The organism is uncultured Ellagibacter sp. (assembly GCF_934617235.1).
Taxonomy (GTDB): domain Bacteria; phylum Actinomycetota; class Coriobacteriia; order Coriobacteriales; family Eggerthellaceae; genus Ellagibacter.
Window position 1 is genome coordinate 1 of record NZ_CAKTTZ010000014.1, and the last position, 21,980, is coordinate 21,980.

The window sequence follows — 21,980 nt, forward strand, 5'->3', positions numbered from 1 at the left end:
CGCTGGGGCTGGCCGCTCCGCTGGACTTTGATCGCGTAGCGGCAAAAACCGAACCGTTAATCGCCGAAGCTATCGCCAGGGGCTTCGGGGATAACCAGGGTTACGGGGTTGTCAGGTTGCAGGCTCATGTCCCACTTATCCAGTATGGCGAAAGCCGCAGCCCCTCCATCGCCATGTCTCCCTTGTCAAAAGATGACAGCTGCCGATTTGAGCAAGCGGTCGGGGAGTAGTAACTGCACCTGGTATCAAAAGTGCAAAATAGTAAATAATTGGATTTCGTTAGTTGAACAGGACTATTTTACTGCTATCTTCTATCGTTCAATTCTCCGTAGGTCGCTAAAGGAAAATAATAAAAACAGTAGTGCCCTGATTACAAATCATATAAAATGACATATTTGCAATGCGTGATTTCCATATGGTTGCTAACTGGGGGGTATCTGTGAATAAAAACGCGCTTCAACGAGCGATGAGCGTCTTGCTTTCTGCAGCGCTTGTGATTTCGTTTGTTCCTGCTCAAGGCCTTGCAGAGTCGGTTGCTTTTGCGGGTTCAAGTCCTGAAGCCGGCGCTTCTGGCGGCGAACGGCTCGGCGACGGGACCGGCTCCCTGGCCGCCGCTCCGAGTGCTTCTGAGGAATCGGTTGATGAAGGCGCATCCGCTGGCGAGCAGTCCGATGGCGGACCTGGAGCGACTGCGCTTGCAAACGACGCTGCGGTAGCCTCTGCATCCGAAGCTTCCGAATCTGATGGGGCCGACGAACCCGCGCCTGCAGCGCACGCTACAGCTCCCCTCGTCAATATTGTCGAGGCGGATGCCGCCGGCAACCCTCATGCGCAGATGTATACCACGCTGCTTGACAAGGACGGAAAGGTCGTGGACACAAACGACCCCAATCGCGCGGTCGACCAGCGTTATAAGCCCGTCGAGCAAGGCGGGGAAGGCGCCGGCCTCTCGAAGGGCGATGGCGTGACGGTTCATTTTCGCATGGCTGCCATAACGCCGAACAACGCCGACGGCGAAGGCACGGGCGTCCAAGAGGACACGACCTACTCCATGGAACTTCCCTGGCAACTCGTTGCCGCCAAGCAGGACAAAAGCGGAAATAAGCTCGTCGACCCCGATGTTCCGCTTAACTTCTTCAATTCTGGGGACATGACTGCCAAGGGCGGCGTTTACTCCAGGCTCGGCTCTGATGGAGCCCCGCTTGCGAACAGCACGGGCGACCCCCTCTACGAGCTTCGCATCGACTTCGCCAATGTTGCCGATCGCGTGGATATTGCCGGCGAGTTCCAGTACACCACTACGGTAAGCCAGAATGTTACCAGCGGCAGCACCGTCTCCCTCACCTATGTTCCCGGTGGTACTGTGAGCTTCAAGGTGAACGACGACCCCACTCCTGGCATTGACGGTGAGTACGGGGCTGCCATCAGCGCGGGCTCCGGCGGCCCCACATCATATTATGTGTACACCTCGCTTTCCAAGAACGCTCCGGAGGGCTCGGCAGACGACGTCTTTGCCTACAAGAATGCCAGAATTTCGCTCGACGACAACATGGGCGTGTGGGTTGACGAGAGCGCCTGGGCGCAAACGGCTCCTGCCGAGGGCAACGTCTTCAACGCTTACGGGGACAACAGCGGTCCTTATTTCTCGCTTGGCGTAACCTATGCCGAGAAGACCGAGGGTGGCAGCAACAAGAGCGCTTGGGTGACCGCCAATCCGTCGAACATCATCGAAAACAGCAACGGCAAGACCGTGGTCCGCTTTTCCCTCGACGGGCTTCAGGTCGATGTTGCATTCTCTGCCGCTGACGCCCTTGAAGGGTCGCTCATCCGCACGGATCATCAATCCTATATCGCCAAGGGCTTCACGCTAAGCGTCACCGACGGCGCTGGCAACGAAGCGAAGGGCATCAAAGCCCTGAACCTTTATGTGCCCACGGTTCTTGCAGGTGACTACGCGGGAACCTGGATGAACGCGCAGCTTTCCCTGCATGCCACTGCCGACTCCCTCAATGCGCTTGATGCCACGGGGTCCCTCAATACTGACCTTGGGCGGTTTGAACAGCCGGATGGAAGCACGGCAACTTTCAATCCCGCTTCGGGCCTCGAATTCGTCAATTCTGCGGTGTGCACGTGGCTCGGCACGAATACCAGCTCCTACAGAGGCAATTACTACTGGCTTGATTTCGACCCTGCGGTGTACAACGACACAGGCGTGAACTTCTACGCCTCTATGGCTTCTTTCCTTCCGGGCAAGAAGCTGGAGTCGGACTATCGCTGGCTTGACAATTCGGGTGGCTACGTGATGAACGATGGCACGGCTTCCACCTTCATGACGGGCGGTGCCGGTCCCGGCACGCAGATCGTCGGCATGACGGGCTCGAACTATTGGCAGTTCATCGGCACGGTGTCCGTGGGCCAGGTTAAGGGCGACTCCAACCTGGTTTCCAATTCCTGCTTCGCTTCAGGCAACGACGGTGGATCACGCGGCGATGCCAAGCTGCAGTACCAGCTGAAGAAGGTGTTTGCCGACGCAGACTCAAGCCAGCAGCTTGTGGTGTATCGCAGCGTCGATCAGAACGGCAACCTGGTGCGCAATTCCTACGGCGACGTGATGTACATCGTGGTAGACCCGCGGACCAACGCCAACGCCCAGCGACAGCAGGAAATCAGCGGCCAAAACTGGTACAACTATCGCGACGAGCGCAGCAACAACATGGAAAGCGCCAAGGGAGGCTCTTGGCGCCTGCACGTGTTCAATGCTCCCCAGTCCTCCCTCCAGATGACGTTCCCGCAGTACGAGGGTTCTTTCGACGTGAGTGACCAGGCCCGCTCGGGTAAGCACATTGCCGACCGGGTGCAGGTGGGCAACGGCTCCTTCAACGCGGAGTCGCGTACCGCGAAGGAGATTTCCTATGGCGTGGGCACGCAGCAGTCTTCCTACATGAATGCCGAGTGGGTGGATGACACCACTATCTTTTGGTCCATGACGATGAACGTCGACAACTGGCAGAGGTGGACCGATGGCAAGCTCTACGTGAGTGCCGACAGGCCTCTTCAGGTCGTTTCGGCACCCAGCGGCGTAAAGGTGAGCGGCAAAGATGTAAGCAGCGGATACGCGTTCGCGAAAACTTCGAACGGCTGGGAAAGCGTCGCGTCAGGTATGAGCACGGGCTTTTACCAAGCATCCTGGGACCAGATGTGCGATGGCACCACCATCGAGCAGAAGAGCGGGAACAATAACTTCTCGATCCGCATCGAAAGAAATGCCTTCGATGTGGATTCGACAACGGGGAGCAAGACCATTACCGTGGGCTTTTTCACCAAGGTGACCGATCGCTCTGTGCAGTCCGACGGCTCGTTCAAGGCAACGGCGCAGCTTGTGTGCCATACGGGTGACGCCACGCTTATTGCGGGCAACGGACATAACAACTGGCCTGGGTATTCGAGCTATGCGAGTTCGCTTGGTCAGTGGGCCTATCGCGTGAGCGCGACAGGTGCGACGCATACGCCCAGCCTCTACAAGTACAGCAATGAGGCCGCGTCCGCATCCGACCCCGCCAATATCGCCACCTCTTGGACGCTTGTGGCAAACAACTTCAACATGAGCGGCAACTACACCACGCATACGAGCTCGCCGCTGGTTAATGCCTACTATGGCGGCTGGACTGGACGCTTCACCATCGGTGACACGATGAACGGCTCCAAGGTGACGGATGCCGATGGCAACGAGGTCAACGTGGATGCGGGCAAATACACGCATGTCACGCGAATGTTCCCGAGCAAATACCCAAGCGTGAATGAGAATCGCAACGGTGGCGGCTGCGGACCCATCCCGTCAAAGGACATGGGCGGCGATGCGTGGGAGAAATACGTTGACGGCGCATGGAAGACCACGAACCCCGTTAACTGCTATTGGGATGCCGACGTCCCTGGCGTGTACCGCAAGATTCTGACGACCAGCTCGGGCGGAGGTACGGCTAACTCCGAGGCCAATCCCATGGCGGTCTACGTTTATTACGCGGGCAACATGACAGACTCTATTTCCAGCACGGTGGGCGGCAGCACGTTGAGCTCCGTCGGCGCCAATGTCGGCGACCCAGCATACTCCACCAGCTCGCTTGCTATCGAATACCGCGGCCTTGAGCAAGTGGTGAGCGTTGGAAATAACGATCAGCTCGATTATCAGACCGAGCTTGATACCAAGGAACTCGTTGCAGCCGCAGCGGCAGCCCAGGGCAAGGCTGGCGTTGATGCCGCAACAGCGCTTTACAACGTTGAGCTCAAGAATGCAGCAGGTTTTGGCACGTGGCGCGTTACGAATAAGGACTCTGCCATCTCAACGGTTAGCAAAGCCGTGACGGCAGGCCTTTCCATTAAGAAGGAAGCTACTGGCCCCGCCGCCGCAAACGATGACAACGGTGGTCTCTATGCAAGCTATAAGATCGATACCCAGGTGGGCTTCTCGCCCTCCGCGTTTGTCAACATCGAAGATCACATCTCTAAGGTCGTTGACTCGGGCAACACTTCGAATGGCTCCGATGCGGTGACGTATGATGTTTCCGACATCGCAACGACCACGCAGCAAGACAAGGACGCTGTTGCAGCACTCAAGAAAGCCACTTCCCTTAAGAACCTTAAGGTAACCGTTACCGAGCCAGGCCAGCCCGAACAGGTAATCGGCACCTATGATGAAGAGACGGGGACCTTCACATTCAAGGATGGTTGGAAGTCTTCGGTCTTGAACTTTGGCGATTATTCTGAGCAGCCCGGTTCGCTCTTCAACGGTCAGATTAAGCGAGATGAGGACTCGGACGGCAATCCGCAGCTACTCTCTGCTCAGACCAAGATTAGCGTCACCTATGACCTCTACCTTGATATTGACGCTAAGGCCGAGAGCGACACAAGCTTCCGTGAAAGTGACTACTATCACGGCGGCGCGCTGGCATTGTTCAACCATGCTCAAGCGGAGCGCCCGTACGGGGTCGTAGACGGTACCGACGCCGCTTCCGCCGCTATTGCTGATGAAGACGTTTCCGCAGCTGGGGCAAGCCATGTGGGAGATATGTACGCCCAGGGCGTGGATGACGGCATTTCGCTTGCCGGCGGTGAGATCGACGGGAACAACGGCATGTTGCGCGTGTGGCCCGATGCAAATGTGCAGCGCGAGTTTCTCGCCGATCAGCTCGCGGCGAAGACCCCCGTCGCTGTAAGCGCCAATAAATCCCATATTGATTGGATGTTCTACGACTGGACAGGCACGCTGGGCAAAAATAAGCCGACCGTGAAGCTGGACGATATGAGCCGAGTCTTCGTTGATGACCTGTGGTCGGATGTCGACGGCATGGACGACGCCCAGAAACTTGCGATGCGCCAGCAGCTTGCCGACCTGCTCAACAAGCACATTTCGATTAGCGATTTGAAGGTATACCTTGTGGGCGGCAATGAGAAGCCTGCTGTTTCGGAGAATCGAACCAACCTCGAGGGCAAAACCCCCATCTACAGCATCGACGGGAAGCTTTCCTCCTCGAACGACGGTACTGGTACCGCAACGGACGGCAGGGCGATCGGTTTTACCTATCAGCAAGGCGGCGCGCTGACCGAGACCAACGAGCAGGGCGGCAAAGACGTCTACGCGGCTGGTCCGGGATTCACTATCACGGCGAGCGGTTTGCCTTTCGATAGCTACCTTGCGAGCACATACTCCATGGACATCGACTGGCAAGGGTTTTACCAGGATGCTGCAGAGAAGGGCCTCCTCGATGGTGCGGGCAATGCCATGGGCACCAACCGTGCGCCGGAGCTGACCGTCAAAAACCAGGTCGTGGGCGACCGCAATCAGAAGGCGGATTCATCGGCCGGGAAAATCAAGATCGAGTCTGCGACCTTCGGCAAGTCCGTCAAGGACGTCGATGCTTCTGCCGGCACCGCTACCTGGCAGCTCTCTGCGAAGACGAGCGATTCGGTGGACCCCTCCGAGCTTGTGTTCAACGACGAACCCACCTTCTCCGCGGACGATGAGGCTGCGGCAACGGCTGCCAAGAGCGCAACCACCATCGAAGACGTCGTAGTCTCGCTCGGCGGCACTGTTCTTTACGAAAACGGCGCCCTGACCGACGAGGCGATCAATGGCGGCTGGACGACCGGCAATATGTCGGTTGCCATTGACGGCACGCGGCTCTCCATCGCGATCAAGAATACCGACGGGGCGAAGGTTTTGGCTAAGGGGCAAAACTACGAGGTTACTTACCGAACGGTGCTCGATAAGAATGCGTTCGTTGCCGCGCTCGTGAAGGCGGGCGGCGCTGCTGCGAACGCCGCTTACCGAATCCAGAACGTTGCGAGCCTGTCTTCGGGCGGAGCGGTCCTTTCCGGCGGGTCGAACGCGAGCTTTGCGCCGAACATTCCGGTCACAGCGGAGAAGTCTGCCGCCACTACGCCGCAAGGCGGCCTCGAAACCCAGTCGGCATCGTTCACGGTGAAGGCGGGCGCAGGCGAGGCGTCGCGCGAGGACTTCACGCTCATCGACCAGATAACGTCGATGTTCGGCTATAACGATTCTGCGGCTGCAGCCCAAAAGGCCATGATGCTTTCGGCGCTTACCGTCAAGGTGACGCTCGCCAATGGGGCGGAAGAGTCTTTCGACGCCGCGAAGATTGTGAACGGTGAAGTTGCCGGCGTGTCGCTCGCCATGGTGGACGGAAGTGAGCTTGCGCTTAACGTTCCGGGCACTTTTGGTAATGATCGCGGTTGGAAGTTGACGTTCGACAAGCTTCCGGCGGGCGCGACGGTAGTCGTCGACTATACGTTGACGGTCGACCGTGCGGCATACGTCGCTGCGGGCGGTGACCTCGATAGTGTCGTCACTTTCCGCAACGCTTTCACGGTGAGCACCGCCGATGGCTCTACCGCCGCGGATTCCTCGACCGGACAGGTTAAGGTCCAGCCCGATGTCTCGAAGAAGGGCATCGTCTCTTCGGGTAAATCCGAGGACGGGAACCCCCTCATCAACTGGTCCGTGGACGTGCGCCTGCAGCAGATCTTCGGCGCCGTTGAACTTTCCAGCCTTGAGACGGCAAGCGTCAAAGATGTGCTTGACCAGCGTTTGAGGTATCTGGGCGTCTCGGTTGAGGACAGCCGCACCACGCTTGCTGGAACGACGGTTGCCCCGCTTGAAGAGGGTCGTGATTACGAGGCGAGCTTCGACGAGGCGACGCGCACCCTTGAGGTGAAGATTAAGAACCCCTCGGAGCATCCCGACGTGCGCGTTACGATTAAGACCGAGGTAGTGGGCTCAGTCGACGGCATTGGCAACTCTGTGGACGTGTTCGTGGACGGCCAGTACAAGGGCGGGAACAAGACAGAGGTCAAAGACGATCTTGTCGTCGTCACCGAGTACGGATCGGTAGTTTCCGCCAAGGCGCCTACGTGGTCGGCGACCGCTCTCAAACTGGTCGACGGCGGCAAGGGCGAAACCCCTGCAGGTGCTTTCACCTTCTCGCTCGTGCAGGTTGACGAGAACGGGAGCCCCATCGAGGGCGGGCAGAGCGCCGAGGCGGCAAACGACGCCGACGGAAAGATTGCGTTCGACGGCATCACGTACGGGCCGCGCAACATCGCTGGCACGTATTGGTACCAGATGACCGAGAAATCCAGCGACGAGCTCGCCGCGATTTACCACATGGACGAGTCGGTGAAGACCATCAAGGTTGTTCTTCAGAAGGGAGCGGACGGCGACTATCTGATCTCAAGCGAAGTGCTGGACGGCGGTGATGGAGTTTCGACTGACTCCGTGGTCTTCAATAACGAGACCATCCCCGAGGTTCCCGACAACCTGGACAAGCCGGTCAACCCCGGTGAGCCTGAAGGGCCTGAGGCTCCCGACAACCCCGAGACTCCCAGCAAGCCGGGGGCTCCCGATGTCCCGGCTGTCCCCGAGGCGCCTGAAGCTCCTAGCGATGAACATTCGCTTTCCAAAACTGGCGATGCCGCGCCGATAGCGCCGCTGCTCGCCCTTGCGCTCGGTGGTTTGGGGCTGGTGGTCGTATGCGTTCGTCGCGTTCGCAGGGAGTGAAGCACCGCCCTTCTTCGGGTATGCGGTTTTACTCCGCAGCAAGGACGCCCATATGCCGATCAAAGCGGTTCGTTTCCGGCGCGGTTGGCGGAGAACCCTTGGATCACCCCTTTTCGAGCCGCCCGCTTCGAACCCCGACGGAAACCTGGGAGTGATTAAAGGTGAGACCTGCGGTTTCGTGAATCAATTGAGTCATTCCCGAAACCGTGAATCAAGGGGCCTGATTTGCCTGGATTGCGCACGAATCAGCCTTTCGGTGGCATAGTCCGACACGAATTGGCAGCACCCGTACTGGATTAGTCGCTGAGTGGGAATAGAACAGACGTTCTATATAATAGAATAGTACCGGACTGCGAGCGCGGATTCGATCGAAGCCGCGCTCCCTGTTATAAGAGCGGTTGAAGTTCTTTAGATTTGTTCCATGGGACGCAAGTTACCCCCCCGATAAACGGCGGGCTCGATAGCGCTTGACGGGCCGGATTACACTTGCCGCCCGAATTCTCGCGCTGCCGCCATGAGCTCTTCGCGGTCAGCCGCCTCGTTGGGCCCGGTGACGCCTCCGCTCGAGAGCAGGCCGCCGAAGGAGGCCTTTGGGAAGCACTCTATCCAGCCTTGCAACCCCCGGGCCGCTCGTTCGGCAACGTCGTCGCCCTCTTCGGCAGAGGCCGTGATCAGGCACACACTCCTAAACTTGTAGTCGCTTATGTATAGCGGATTGCAGCGGTCGAGGAAGACCTTCATCTGGCCGCTCATCTCGTAATAGTAGATGGGCGTCGCGAAAACTATCGCATCTGCCTCGCGCACCTTTCCGATCAAGGCGCCCATGCCGTCGCGAATTACGCAGCTGCCCGTCTTCTGGCAGGCCAGGCATCCGCGGCAGAACCCGATTTCTCTCCCTGCGAGCGACACGAACTCGACTTCGTTGCCCGCCTCGAGCACACCGCGCTCAACTTCGCGCGCCATGATCTCCGAATTGCTGCCTTTGCGGATGCTGGTTGAAACGATCAAGACCTTCTTGCTCATCGTGATTTTCCCTCGCCACCGTTCGCCTATTTGAGGTTCTTATCGAAGAACGCCGTGATCGCATTCCAGGGGATGACGCCGTCATCTCCGCCGTCGTACAGATCGCAATGGGATGCGCCCTCGACGATGAGCAGCTCCTTGTTGTCGCCCTTCAGCTTCTCGTAAATGCGCTCGCCCATATAGCGCGAGTGGGCCTTCTCGCCGTGCAGCATCATGACGGCGCTTTCGATCTCGTGCGCGAACTGGAGCAGGTTGGTATTGGCCCAGGGGATGTTCGAGGTCGCGTTCCACCCGTCGGTTGAGTTGCCCGAACGCTCATGATAGCCGCGCGAGGTCTTGTAATAGTCGTGGTAGTCCTTGACGAACTGAGGCGCATCTTCGGGCACCGGATCGACGACGCCACCGGCGCGCAGGTACTCGCTCGCACGGTAGTCGACCGTGCGCTGGGCCGCGACGTTCTTGGGCTTGTGGAGGTCCGCAGCCAGGGTAATGCCGAATCGGTTGACGAACGTCACCTTCTCGTGCTCGACCGCATCGCTTTGGGGGAACACCTTGTCCCATTCCTGCGACAGTTCCAGTTTTTCGCTTTGCATCATGCCTTCTTCCGAATCGCTCTAGTCATCGCTTATTACTACCTGGACTTCTTCGTCGCCATGAACCCATCCAAGCGCGCCGGCTTCATATCCGACGATCTGCCCCAAGGGGGTATAGGCCCAGGAGTTCGAACCGTGGAAGATGGCTATCTGATTGCCCTGGTAGAGCATGACGTCCCCAGCCTCTGTTGTGACTTGCCGATTGCTTCGAGGGAGCGTCCACGGCAGCTCGCCCACCTGTTCAAAGCCTCCATAGGGGTGCAGGTCGACCGTGATGTCGCCTTGCGATGCCTTTGACGCCAGCTCGCGAGCGGCGTCTGTGTCCGCAAGCTCGATGGTCATGGCCGCGTCGTCGACCTGGATGCTCAGGCTTTGAGCCGCCTGGGCATCAGCGGTTTGCTCTGCGGCGGCTTCTGGTTGCGACGACGCAGCAGCGGGCTCCTCAACTATCTGAGGCGCGTTGTCTTGCGATCCCTCAGCACATCCAGCCAAGGCTCCCGAAAGCAGCATCAACGCAAACGCCAAACCAGTTGCTCGTTTTGCCCCCATCTAGAGCTTCTTGATCACTTTGGCGGGGACGCCGGCGGCTACCGTGCGGGAGGGGATGTCTTTCGCGACGACGGCGCCCGCCGCGATTACCGCCCCGTCGCCGATGCTCACGCCGGGAAGCACGGTGACGTTCGCCCCGAACCACACGTCTGAGCCGATGTGGACGGATCGGGGAATCATGTTCGCTCGCCTTTCAACGTCCAGGCAATGGTTGATCGTCGTGATGACGGCGTTGTGGCCGATGAGCGTGCGGTCTCCTATGAAGATCCCGCCTTGGTCCTGGAATCGGCAGCCCGCGTTGATGAAGACGCCCCGGCCCAGATGCGTGTTGAGCCCGCAGTCGGTGGAGAAGGGCGGAAATAGGCCCACGCCGTCCGGAAGCTGCTCCATGAGCAATTCCTCAAAGGCGTCTCTGGTCTCCGAGAGGCTCTGGAAAGAGGAGTTCATGCGCGCGGTTATGTGCATTGCGCGCTCGGATGCGGCAACCATGATGCGGTGGACCTCCGAGCCGGCCTCGATTTCCCTGCCTGAAGCCATAGCCTCGAGAAAGGTCGCCACGTCTTCTTGCGTTAGATCGTGGGTGTCTTCGTAATAGTCGGTCATAGTTTCCCTCCTTTCAGACTTACCAAGATAGTAAGGAGGGATTCAACCTATAGCTAATACCAATAATGTAATTTGTAATATGCTTGTTAAGCATATTACGAAGAACGAGGAGAGGGAATGGAACTAAGAACGCTCCGATACTTCATCGCGGTGGCGCAGGAAGGAAGCCTTGTCAACGCGTCTAAGCGGCTCCACATCACGCAGCCGACGCTCTCGCGCCAGCTGGCGGATTTAGAGCGTGAACTGGGAAGGCAACTGTTTCTTCGAACTCATGGCGGGACCGAGCTTACCGAGTACGGAACCGTCTTGCTTAACTACGCGCAATCAATTACGGAACTCGTATCGAAAGCGGAGGAAGATATCAAGCTTCCCGAGCGCAGCGTAACGGGTAGCGTGCATATCGCCGCGGGGGAGACAAGGGCGATGTCCACCCTTGCTCAAGCAATGCGGAATACGCGAAACAAATATCCCGGCATCGATTTCCAGCTCCATAGCGGCACATCCACCGACCTCATGGACGGGCTTGTTCGCGGGCAATACGACTTCTTGCTCGAGTGCGAGCTCCAGCCCCATGTAAACCTCAACGTCTTGGAATTGCCGTTTCAGGATAGATGGGGCGTTGTTGTCCCTTCTGACCACCCACTTGCCGCGAAGGATGACGTGCAGCTGGATGGCATCGCCTCCTTCCCCCTCATTCTTTCGCGCCAGGCACAGCGAGTCGGGTCTCTGCGGCAATGGTTCGGAGCCCGCGCCGGATCTCTGGAAATCGTCGCGACCTACGGGCTCCTCATGAATGTAAAATGGCTGGTGAAAAGCGGTTTCGGAATCGCCTTGGCATTCGAAGGGCTCATCGCCTCTTCCGCAGAAGCGAGCCCCGAGGGCCTGTCGTTCGTGCCCCTTGATCCGCCCGTGCACTCAAGAAACGGGCTTCTTTGGAGAAAAACGATGCTCAGCCGACAAGCTCAAGCGTTCCTCGATGAGGTCAACGCGCTTTGTCTTCCAGCAGGCATCTGTTTCGAATAATCCACCTAGCTTTTAAGCCACCTACAGCTATTGTTCCTGGGAAAACGAGGATTGATCCGTGAAGGCCCCGGGACATCTCGATACCCTCATCGGGCCCCCGCTCGGCATCTTGGGGACGGCATCGACGACATGCAGGCAATCGGCAGTGGCGCAAGCTTGGTGGATTGCAGGCGAGACAAATCACCCGACTCCTGTCCCACCTGCGACCCTGACGCCATTCCCCGTGAAGCGTCTGTGCTTTCTCATGAAAAATCCACGCAACGCGCTCGCGTGTAGCCATGACTTCTGGTATCATTCAACAGGTTGCGCTAAGGACGGCGCAATCGGGAATAAGTGCGATGATACGCGGAGGCGGTGCATATGCGCTCCTCGGAGTCTTGCTACGGCCACGCTTCAAAGTTATCGCATGCAGTTATTTCGCATAAGGAGAAGTGAATGTACGCAATCGTGAAAACGGGCGGCAAGCAGTACAAGGTTGCCCCTGGAGACCGCATCAACATCGAGAAGCTCGATGCCGAGGTGGGCGCTGAGGTCGAGCTTCCTGTCATCTGCGTCGTCGACGGCGAAACCGTCGAGGCGGACCCTGCCAAGGCCGCTGCCACCAAGGTGGTCGCAACTGTCATCGAGCAGTTCAAGGGCGAGAAGGTTCTCGTCTTCAAGTTCAAGAAGCGCAAGAACTACAAGAAGCTGCGCGGCCATCGCCAGCAGCTCACTCGCGTGGAAATCAAGTCCGTCGGCACCGCCGTCGCCGAATAGGTAAAGGGAGGCATACACCATGGCTCATAAGAAAGGCTTAGGCTCCAGCCGTAACGGTCGCGACTCTCACGCACAACGACTTGGCGTGAAGATGTTCGGCGGTCAGCATGTCCGCACCGGCAACGTCATCGTTCGTCAGCGTGGCACCAAGTTCCATCCCGGCGAGAACGTCGGCCGCGGCAAGGACGACACCCTGTTCGCACTGTGCGACGGCACCCTCGAGTTCACTCGTGGCGTGAAGCGTCGCGTGCATGTCCGTCCCGATGCCGAGGTTCAGGAATAGCACGCTACCGCGCAATCAGCATAGATAGTCGGTTTTCGAGGCGCCCCCTGCATATCAGAGGGCGCCTTTCGTTTACAATCCAGACAACGCGGGCACCCATGAAGCCCGCACTGTTCGCGAAGGATCACCCATGTTCGTAGACAAGGTACGCATATATGTCAAAGGCGGCGACGGCGGCGCGGGCTGCATGTCGTTCCGCCGCGAGGCCCATGTTCCCAAAGGCGGTCCCGACGGCGGCGATGGCGGACACGGCGGCAATGTCGTCATCCAGGCCGACCTGGGCGTCTCGTCGCTGATCGACTACCGTTTCAAGCACCACTTCAAGGCCGAGCGCGGCACGCACGGGAAGGGCTCGCGCATGCGCGGCGCCGACGGCGAGGACATGATCTTGAAGGTGCCCGTGGGCACGGTGGTTCACGAGTATTTCGAGGATACTAAGGAAACGGGCGAGCTCATTGCCGACCTCACGCACGACGGCGAGCGCATCACCGTGGCGCTTGGCGGCGTCGGCGGCCGCGGCAACGTGCACTTCGTCACCTCGACCAGGCGCGCTCCCGCGTTCGCCGAGCTGGGCGAGCCGGCGCAGGACCAATGGGTCGAGCTCGAGATGAAGCTTATGGCCGACGCGGCGCTTGTAGGCATGCCGTCGGCGGGGAAGTCCTCGCTCATTTCGAAAATCTCGGCTGCGCGACCGAAGATCGGCGACTACCCGTTCACGACGCTTGTCCCGAATTTGGGTGTGGCGACGAGCGGCGATTTGAGCTTCGTCGTCGCCGACGTTCCCGGCCTGATCGAGGGCGCGCACGAAGGTCGCGGCCTCGGACATGAGTTCCTCCGCCATATTGAGCGTACCGCGCTCATCGTGCACGTGGTCGACCTCACGGGCGACTATGAGGGACGCGATCCCCTGCACGACTACGAGGTGATCAACCGCGAGCTCGAGTTGTACGCGAGCGACCTTGCTTCCCGCCCGCGCATCGTCGTGGCCAACAAGATCGACGTTGCCGGTACCGAAGAGGTTTGCAAGAAGCTTGCCGAGCGCGTGCGCGCCGATTCCATCGCAGCTGCCGGCGGCGACGAGTTTGCGGACAGCCCCATCGACCCGAAGCTTTACCGCATCAGCGCACTTACGGGCAAGGGGGTCGATTCGCTTAAGGCCGCCATCGCGACGAAGGTGCACGAGCTGCGCGAGGAAGCCCGCGCGAATGCCGCTGACCAGCCGGAATTCGAGCACGTGTGGGAACACAAGCGCGAGATGCGCGACCGCCGCTTCACCGTGCGCAAACTCTCCGACGGCGTCTTCCGTGTGGAAGGCGGCCAGGTCGAGCGCATGGTCATCCAGACAGACTGGGAAAACGAGGACGCCATCGCCTTTTTGCAGCATCGCTTCAAGCGCATCGGCGTGGAAGATGCGCTCGCGAAGGCGGGCGCGCGCAACGGCGACGAGATTCGCATCGTGGGACGCGCCTTCGAGTTCGAGTCGGCGCTGGCGGAAGACGCATTCGAGGAGCTTGACATCTAATGGACGAGGCCAAGACCGACATCACCGCAGTGGCCGAGGGGCACGAGACTTGCGATGGGCATGACGCCCGCGAGGCAAGTGACGCCCGCGGGGCGTGCGGTGCCAGCAGCGCCAGCGAGACTCGCGAGGGACGCCTTCCCGCCCACCTGCGCCCGCTCGTGGTTAAGATAGGTTCCTCAACGCTCACCACGTCTGAGAGCAAGATCGACTACGCGTTCCTCGACGACGTCGCTCGCCAGATCACCCGCGTGCGCGAGGCGGGTTTCTCGCCCATTATCGTGACGAGCGCGGCCATCGCGTGCGGGCTCGAGGCGCTTGGCATCGAGCGGCGGCCCACCGACATGCCAAGCCTTCAGGCGGCGGCCTCGGTGGGGCAAAGCGCGCTGTCGGCAGGCTATGCCCGAGCGTTCGCCCAGCATGGGATTACCACGTCACTTGTTCTTTTGACCAGGCGCGACACCGCCGACCGCACAGCGTATCTCCATGCGCGCGACACGCTTTCCCGCTTGCTCGAGATGGGGGTCGTGCCCATCGTGAACGAGAACGACACGGTCTCGGTCGAGCAGATCCGCTTCGGCGACAACGATACGCTCGCGGCGCTCGTCGCCTGCCTCGTCGAGGCGGAGCTTATGGTGATCCTCTCTGACATCGACGGCCTCTACGACGCGAACCCGACGAAGGTCGAGGGCGCGCACCTGATCGAGTGCGTCGATCGAATCGATGAGAGCATCATGGGCGTTGCGGGGGATGCGGGAAGCGTCGTCGGCTCGGGCGGTATGATCACCAAGATCAAGGCCGCGCGCGTGCTCATGGCGGCGGGCATTCCCATGACCATCTGCCTCGGGCATGCCCCCGACGCCATCGTGCATGCCGCTCTCGGCGAGCGCATCGGGACGCGTTTTGCGGCGAGCGAACGCCCGCACGAGATCACGCCGCGCAAGCTTTGGATTGCGCTCGGCGATTCGGCCCGTGGAGCACTTATCGTCGACGACGGCGCGAAGCAAGCGCTGCTCCACCGCGGCAGCTCGCTTCTCTCGGTGGGCATCTCCCGTGTCGAGGGGCGCTTCAACGACGACGACATCGTCGATGTGAAAGACGCGACGGGCCACGTGATCGCACGCGGTCGCACGGCGTTCTCGAGCGACGAGGTGGAACTTGCTTGCGGGCGCACGCGCGAGGAACTCGAGCGCAACCGCTTGCTTGCGGCGTTCGCCGAAAAGCCGGTCGTCCACCGCGACGAGCTCATTGCCTTCGAGTAGCGCATGACTGGAAAACGTCCCAACTAGCAGGGATTATCGCAGGGAAACAGAACGGGCGAGAGGAAGGTTCAGGCATGTACGAAGAGATCGAGATGCTCGCCAAGCAGGCTCGTGCGGCGAGTGTCCGCTTGGCCCAGAAAAGCGACGAGGAACGCAACGGCGCCCTGCGCGCTACGGCCTGCGCGCTGCGTGCGAGCGCGCCTGAGATTCTCGAGGCGAATGCGGCAGACGTTGCCGCCGCCCGCGAGAAGGGCACGAAGGAGAGCCTCATCGACAGGCTCGCGCTCGACGACGCGCGCGTTCGCGATATCGCGTCTGCGCTTGAAAGCCTTGCCGAGCTTCCCGACCCGCTCGGGCGCACCCTTGAGCAGCGCACGCTCGAATCGGGAATCCGCCTCGAGCGTGTGAGCGTCCCCTTAGGCGTTGTCGCCGTCGTGTACGAGGCGCGTCCGAACGTGACTGCCGATGCTGCCGGCATCTGCCTGAAGTCGGGCAACGCCTGTGTTTTGCGCGGTGGCTCGATGGCGGCACGCTCGTGTGCGGCCATCGCTTCTGTGCTCGCGCGCGCGGCTGAGGAAGCGGGCATGCCCGAGGGCTCGATCGGCATCGTTGCCTCGACCGACCGTGCGGCGACCGACGTCCTCATGGGGCTTCACGGCCTGATCGACGTGCTCGTTCCCCGCGGTGGCGCAGGGCTTATCCGCCACTGCGTGGAGACCGCCAAAGTCCCCGTCATCGAGACGGGGACGGGAAACTGCCACGTCTACGTGCACGAATCCGCCGACTTCGACATGGCGCGCAAGATTCTCGTGAACGCGAAGTGCCGACGCTTCGGGGTTTGCAACGCGTGCGAGACGCTGCTTGTCGATGCGTCCGTCGCCGGCGAGTTCCTCCCCGAGGCGCTCTCCGAGCTTGCCGATCGCGGGGTGGTGATCCACGCCGATGAGCAGGCGTGCGAGGCGGCGCTTGCCGCAGGGGCCGCGCGCGGACAGGCGCAAAGCGCGCTTCGCGTCGACCGCGCGAGCGAGCAAGATTGGGAAACCGAGTACTTAGGGCCCGAAATTGCCGTGAAGTGCGTCGCGGGTATCGATGAGGCCATCGCTCATGTGAACCGCTACGGCACGATGCACTCGGAAGCCATCGTGGCGAACCCGAGCGACCCTGCGGGCGCTTTGGCAATCGAGCGCTTCTTAAACGAAGTCGACGCGGCGGCCGTGTATGCGAACGCCTCGACGGCTTTCACGGACGGCGGCATGTTCGGCCTCGGCGCCGAAATCGGTATCTCCACGCAGAAGCTTCACGTGCGCGGCCCCTTCGCAACTGAGGGGCTCACTTCGAGCAAGTACGTGCTGCGTGGTGACGGCCAGGTGAGGGCTTAACGCATGGGTGACCAAACGCTGGCTGGCGAATCGAACGCGTCCGGGATGCACCCCGATCAGGCGACCTCGCGCCGTATGCCCGTCGTGTGCGAGCGCTTCGATGATCTGGGGGCAAATGGCGCACCAGCGCGTCTGGGCATCATGGGCGGCACTTTCGATCCCGTCCATATCGGGCATTTGGCCTGCGCCGAGCAGGTGCGCGAGGCCTACGGGCTCGATGCGGTGGTGTTCATCCCCGCCGGCAATCCCGTCTTCAAACGCGATCGGGACATCACGCCCGCGAGCGACCGGCTCGCCATGTGCCGTCTTGCGACCGAGAGCAACCCTGCCTTCGACGTGAGCTCGCTGGAGATCGAGCGCGGCGGCGACACCTATACCGTCGACACGTTGCGCGAGCTGCGGGCGCATTACCCCGACAATGTCGAGCTCGTGTTCATCACGGGCGCCGATGCGGTCGCGAAGATCTTCCGTTGGCACGAAAGCGAGGCGGTCGCGGGACTCGCGCGCTTCGTCGCCGTGACGCGGCCGGGTTATCCGCTTGACGACGAGATGCGCGCCACCTTCGAGGAAAGCCCCTTTACGGTGGAGTTTCTCGAAATCACGGGGCTGTCGGTTTCCTCAAGCGACCTGCGCCGCCGCGTCAGCGAGGGCAAATCAATCAGATACCTCACCATGTCGCGCGTGCGCGATTACGTATGCGAGCATGGATTGTACCGAAAGGAGCATTAAACGGTGGGGAAGGGTAGCGATGCCGAGTCGGCCGAGGTGCTCGGCGAGGCGTTTTTCGAGGAGCGCAAGGTCGAGCTTGCACGTCGTGTCAGCGAGAAGCGCTTCACTCACGTGATGGGCGTGGTCGAGGAGGCTGCGATCATCGCGCGCGCCTACGGGGTCGACGAGCGCGAGGCCCGTCTTGCGGGACTTCTGCACGACTGGGACAAGGCCTACGATGACGAGGAGATTCTCAAGCGAGTCCGCGAGCTGGGACTTCAGGTGAATCCCTGGATTTTAGAACATCAGCCGCGCCTTCTACACGGACCGACGGCCGCCGCCGCGCTCGGTCGAGATTATCCTGCCATCCCCGCGCGCATCCTCCAGGCCATCGACCGCCATACGACAGGCGAGATCGATATGACGCCGCTCGATATGGTACTCTACTGTGCCGACGCGCTTGAGCCGAACCGCCGCTTCGGGCGCGTTGACGAACTGCGTGCCCAAATCGGCCACGTAACGCTCGAGGAGCTCTACGTCGCAGTGCTCGGGTACTGGACGATTCTCATCATCGAGCAAGGCAAGACGCTGCATCCGCGGACGGTGGAAATCTGGAACGCCTACGCGGTGAAAAATGAAAAGCCGTACATAAACACAAAGCGAAAGGAGCGCAAGTGAGCGCTAACGAACAGAAAACCTCGCGAGAACTCGCAATCATCGCTGCTCAGGCAGCCGACGAGAAGAAGGCGACCGACATCCTCGTCCAGGATGTGGCGGAGCTTGTCGGCGAGACCGACTTCTTCGTGATCGTCACGGCGTCGAACAGCCGTCAGGTGAACTCGATCGTCGACGCCATCAAGGAGGACCTGCGAGACAAGGGCGGCGTGAAACCCTTCCATGTCGAAGGAACGCAGGATGGTTCGTGGTCGCTGCTCGACTACGGTCAAATCGTCGTGCACGTTTTCCAGCCGGAGACGCGCGAGTACTACCGCCTCGAGGAGCTGTGGAACGACGCCCCTGTGCTCGATCTGGCGAAAGAGGCAGGGCTTTCCGACGTCCAGTACTCCGACCGCATCTCGAAGCTTCTGCCCAAGAAATAGGCGAAAATCTGGCAGAAACACGGCACGGTTGCGGCGGGAGCTCGGCGCAAGCCAGGTGCGAATGCGGCGTGGAATGCATGACCTCGCTGCGAAAGCCTGTCGCAAAACCGACGCAAACTCGGTCTGCCATCGGCGCAACCGCGGCATGGTCGCAAGCTATTTCCGCCACTTTATCCCTTCTTTCAACTTATACGCCTGCATTGCGTTGCATACGACGTGCTGCAGGCGTTTCTTATTTTCAGTACTTGTGCGTATGGCTCGATTGTGGGACAGGCGCCCTTGTTGGGCGCGGGGTTCGCGCCTCTCCTTCCATATTGACGATATGGCGCTCTCCCGATTCGGGGAGTAGACTCGGCCAACGCGGCTTTCGTTTTTGGGAGAGGGACATCTTATGTCCGACTTTCTTATGTCGTGCGCATGCAAGGGCCGCCGCCCCAAATACGTCGCCTCCTCCGCGCCGAACTCGCGCCCGCACCTTGTCGCGGAACTTCTGCGCTCTCGAGACGTCGCGCGCTTCCTCGTGGCTCCTTCCGGTTTCGGCAAGTCGACGGTAGCCGCAGAATATGCACAGGTCGTTTTCTCGTTTAAGCACACTTTTTGGGTCAACTGCGAAAGCCCGTGCTTTCTGCGCGATCTCGATGCCGGCATCATCGCATCGCGAATCGCCGAGGTCGACGGTGCGGCATCTCTTGTGGTATTCGACGATCTGCCTCGTATGGACGCGATGCGCGTCGAGGCGTTTTCCCAGGTCATCGACAATCTCCTTGCGGCGGGAAACGAAGTGCTCGCAACGTGCACCCCTTCCTGCGACGCGTATTCCGACCTGCATCGAGACAGGGTGAAGCTCTCGGCGAGCCGATTTCTTCTCACCGACGAAGAGACTGACCGCGCTGCGGCGGTGACGGGGTCTTCGACCGCGAAAAGCCGCGTGGCGTGCATCTTGTGGGGCGGCGATGACGGGAGCCGTCTCGTTTCGGGCATGGCGGCAGAGGAGCCGCCCGCAAGCGTTCTGCTCGCGGCGTTTCTCATGCTGGCGCTTGGAGAGGGAAGCCTCTCCGAGCTTGTCCCGCTTATGGGCTCCCGCCATGCCGACGAGGCATTTTCCCTCATCGAAGAGGAGTATCCCTTTCTCGGTGCATGTTTTCGGGAAGATGCCTTCGACGCGCTTATCGTCGAGATGCCGGCGCTCGTCCAGGGCTTTTCGCGGGTGGCAGACCGGCTCGTCGATGCCTCGACGTGCGAAGACGTAAGCGAGCTGGCGGTGTGCGTCGCGGCGATGCTCCTCGATCGCGAAGCTGCCGCAAGGGCGTGCGCCGTCGTTCGCCATTTTGCTGCGAAGCCTGCAAGTGCGAGTTGGCTTGCCTCCCATGGCGCCGAGCTTCTTTCGGCAGCATGCTTCAAGCCTGCTCACGAGCTGTATCTCTTCGCGGGGAAGGGTGCGCGTCAAAACAAGGTTCTCCTCGCTGCCGACGAAGCAGTGCGCCTCGTTGCGCTTGACGACGCAGCCTGCGCTCTGTTCCTCGCGCGAAAGTACGCCTTCGCCCGCAATGTCGATTCAGAATCGCGTTCGCGTTTCCTCCTCGTTGCCGCCTACTTAGGAGACGACGAGGATCGCCGTCGCGTGGCTTCCGCGGCCGCAGGGATCGCTGCCCGCGCAAGCGGTCGGGGCGAGCTTGACTCCGCTGCTGCATTGAGCCTTGTCGCGTCCCATTTTGGAGAAGGAATCGTGTCGCTTGCAAAGGTGTGGGGCGATCTCGTTTCTCATCGCGCGCCCGAGCACGTGCTTGTCCTCGGCGCCCTATTCGTCCTTCAGGGACTCGCGAAGAAAACGACGTCGGGCTTTGATTCGGCAGATGACGCGCATACGATCGAGCTAGTCGCCCTTTGGGCTTACGACCTTATATCGCGCGCAGATTCTTCCGTAATGTCCTGGCAGACGGGGGTGCTCGCGCTCGCCCTTTCCCGCGCGGCGGAGGAGGGGGTCTTGCCATCGCGCTTTGCCCCTGCGGCGGAAACGCTTGCGGCGGCACGCTCCATGCAGGTCGCGCGTTTCGCCGAATGCGCAGCTCACAGGCGCGATGCGCTTCGTGAGGAACGCGCGCGGGTCGAACGGGAGCGCTCGATGCGCGAACGCTATGCCGCTCGTCCTGCCAGATTGGACGCGTCGTCGGCGGCAGAGGGCGACCCGCCCGCTCTCTACGTGAGGCTCCTCGGCGGGCTCGACGTGCGCATCGGCAATCGGCAAGTCGATATGCAGGCGTTCAGCAGGCAAAAGACCAAAACGCTCCTCGCGCTTCTCGTTCTCGCCCGCGGCCGCGAGCTTTCCCGTGAGCGCCTTTTGGAAACGCTTTGGCCTGACAGCCCCCATGGCTGCGCAATCAAGAATTTCTACTCGGTGTGGAGCCAGCTCAAGCGGGGGCTCGACTACGAGGGGACATGCCCCTACCTTCTTCGTGACCAGGGAGGCGTCCGCCTCGATGCGCGGTTTTTGCGAAGCGACGTTGCCGAGCTCGATTCTATCTGTCGCACCTTAAGTTTCGGGGAAATCGACCTCGATCGCTGGCGAGGCCATCTCGAGGCGATCGATGAGTCGTATTCTGGCGACCTTTTGCCGAGCGAACGCGGCAACGACGACATCGCGGCTGCTCGCAGGCGACTTCGCATCAACCTCGTCGATTCCCTTGTGTGTGCATCGGGCAGGCTTTTGGAATCAGGCGAGCCTCGCGCGGCGCTCTGGTTTGCCCGCGAGGCGACTACTCGCGACCGCTCGCGCGAGGATGCGTGCGCGGCTCTTATGGAGGCGCAGCTTGGCGCGGGCCAGCGCGCTGCTGCCATCGACACCTACATCTCGTGTCGAAGGTACCTTGCCGAAGAGCTCGGTATCGACCCCTCGCCATCGATCGTCGCCTTATACCGCAGCGCGGTCGAGGCCGAGGAGGTGCTCGAATAGCAGATTTTCACAGCATTTCCCCACGACAGCATCATTTTCAGCTGAGGATTATCGCATCTGGTCGTGTAGTGGATTTCCCGGGGCTCGGCAAGCCTTATGCTAGAGTACGAGAGGTTGCACGCTGCGAAATCACGGCGTTACATGAACATAAGGCTTTCAAG

Annotated in this window: 16 protein-coding genes; 12 read left to right on the forward strand and 4 right to left on the reverse strand. The window is 60.4% G+C overall.

Features of this window, described 5'->3' with window-relative positions; all coding sequences use genetic code 11:
- A partial coding sequence (locus Q0G85_RS04145) for a hypothetical protein (RefSeq protein WP_297154995.1) occupies positions 1-230 on the forward strand: 230 nt, incomplete at its 5' end.
- 236 nt (positions 231-466) lie between these two features.
- Positions 467-8,071 (forward strand): hypothetical protein, encoded by a 7,605-nt coding sequence (locus Q0G85_RS04150; RefSeq protein WP_297154997.1) that lies wholly within the window; start codon positions 467-469, stop codon positions 8,069-8,071.
- 480 nt (positions 8,072-8,551) lie between these two features.
- Here the strand turns inward: Q0G85_RS04150 and Q0G85_RS04155 are convergent, their stop codons facing one another.
- The 4 genes from Q0G85_RS04155 to Q0G85_RS04170 are packed head-to-tail and all read right to left on the reverse strand — an operon-like array spanning position 8,552 to position 10,839.
- Positions 8,552-9,094, reverse strand: coding sequence for a flavodoxin family protein (locus Q0G85_RS04155; RefSeq protein ID WP_297154999.1), 543 nt, complete (start codon positions 9,092-9,094; stop codon positions 8,552-8,554).
- Positions 9,095-9,120: 26 nt separating this feature from the next.
- On the reverse strand, positions 9,121-9,690 hold the full coding sequence (locus Q0G85_RS04160) for an alpha/beta hydrolase (protein ID WP_297155001.1): 570 nt from the start codon (positions 9,688-9,690) through the stop codon (positions 9,121-9,123).
- Between the two features lie 18 nt (positions 9,691-9,708).
- Positions 9,709-10,236 carry a cyclophilin-like fold protein gene (locus tag Q0G85_RS04165; RefSeq protein WP_297155003.1) on the reverse strand — a complete coding sequence of 176 codons (528 nt, stop codon included), beginning with the start codon at positions 10,234-10,236 and terminating at the stop codon, positions 9,709-9,711.
- On the reverse strand, positions 10,237-10,839 hold the full coding sequence (locus Q0G85_RS04170) for a DapH/DapD/GlmU-related protein (protein WP_297155005.1): 603 nt from the start codon (positions 10,837-10,839) through the stop codon (positions 10,237-10,239). It lies immediately after the preceding gene.
- Positions 10,840-10,956: 117 nt separating this feature from the next.
- Here Q0G85_RS04170 and Q0G85_RS04175 point away from each other — a divergent pair, with 117 nt between their 5' ends.
- From Q0G85_RS04175 to Q0G85_RS04220, 10 genes are all read left to right on the forward strand, one after another.
- Positions 10,957-11,862, forward strand: a complete 906-nt coding sequence (locus Q0G85_RS04175; protein ID WP_297155007.1) for a LysR family transcriptional regulator — start codon at positions 10,957-10,959, stop codon at positions 11,860-11,862.
- A 435-nt stretch (positions 11,863-12,297) separates the two neighbouring features.
- Positions 12,298-12,618, forward strand: coding sequence for a 50S ribosomal protein L21 (gene rplU / locus Q0G85_RS04180; RefSeq protein ID WP_158048956.1), 321 nt, complete (start codon positions 12,298-12,300; stop codon positions 12,616-12,618).
- 19 nt (positions 12,619-12,637) lie between these two features.
- A complete protein-coding gene (rpmA, locus tag Q0G85_RS04185) occupies positions 12,638-12,901 on the forward strand; it encodes a 50S ribosomal protein L27 (RefSeq protein ID WP_297155009.1) in 264 nt (87 codons plus the stop codon).
- Between the two features lie 130 nt (positions 12,902-13,031).
- Complete coding sequence (gene obgE, locus Q0G85_RS04190; RefSeq protein ID WP_297155011.1) at positions 13,032-14,423, forward strand: GTPase ObgE; 1,392 nt, start codon at positions 13,032-13,034, stop codon at positions 14,421-14,423.
- On the forward strand, positions 14,423-15,682 hold the full coding sequence (gene proB, locus Q0G85_RS04195; protein ID WP_297155013.1) for a glutamate 5-kinase: 1,260 nt from the start codon (positions 14,423-14,425) through the stop codon (positions 15,680-15,682). The genes obgE and proB overlap by 1 nt, the downstream gene beginning before the upstream one ends.
- Positions 15,683-15,756: 74 nt before the next feature.
- Positions 15,757-17,061 (forward strand): glutamate-5-semialdehyde dehydrogenase, encoded by a 1,305-nt coding sequence (locus tag Q0G85_RS04200; RefSeq protein WP_297155015.1) that lies wholly within the window; start codon positions 15,757-15,759, stop codon positions 17,059-17,061.
- Positions 17,062-17,064: 3 nt separating this feature from the next.
- Complete coding sequence (gene nadD, locus Q0G85_RS04205; protein WP_297155017.1) at positions 17,065-17,790, forward strand: nicotinate-nucleotide adenylyltransferase; 726 nt, start codon at positions 17,065-17,067, stop codon at positions 17,788-17,790.
- A 3-nt stretch (positions 17,791-17,793) separates the two neighbouring features.
- Positions 17,794-18,447: a bis(5'-nucleosyl)-tetraphosphatase (symmetrical) YqeK gene (gene yqeK, locus Q0G85_RS04210; protein WP_297155019.1), complete on the forward strand. Its 654-nt coding sequence runs from the start codon at positions 17,794-17,796 to the stop codon at positions 18,445-18,447.
- Positions 18,444-18,869, forward strand: a complete 426-nt coding sequence (rsfS, locus tag Q0G85_RS04215; protein WP_297155021.1) for a ribosome silencing factor — start codon at positions 18,444-18,446, stop codon at positions 18,867-18,869. The genes yqeK and rsfS overlap by 4 nt, the downstream gene beginning before the upstream one ends.
- Positions 18,870-19,260: 391 nt before the next feature.
- Entirely contained in the window at positions 19,261-21,819 is a 2,559-nt protein-coding gene (locus Q0G85_RS04220) for a BTAD domain-containing putative transcriptional regulator (RefSeq protein WP_297155023.1), read from the forward strand.
- Positions 21,820-21,980 lie beyond the last annotated feature (161 nt).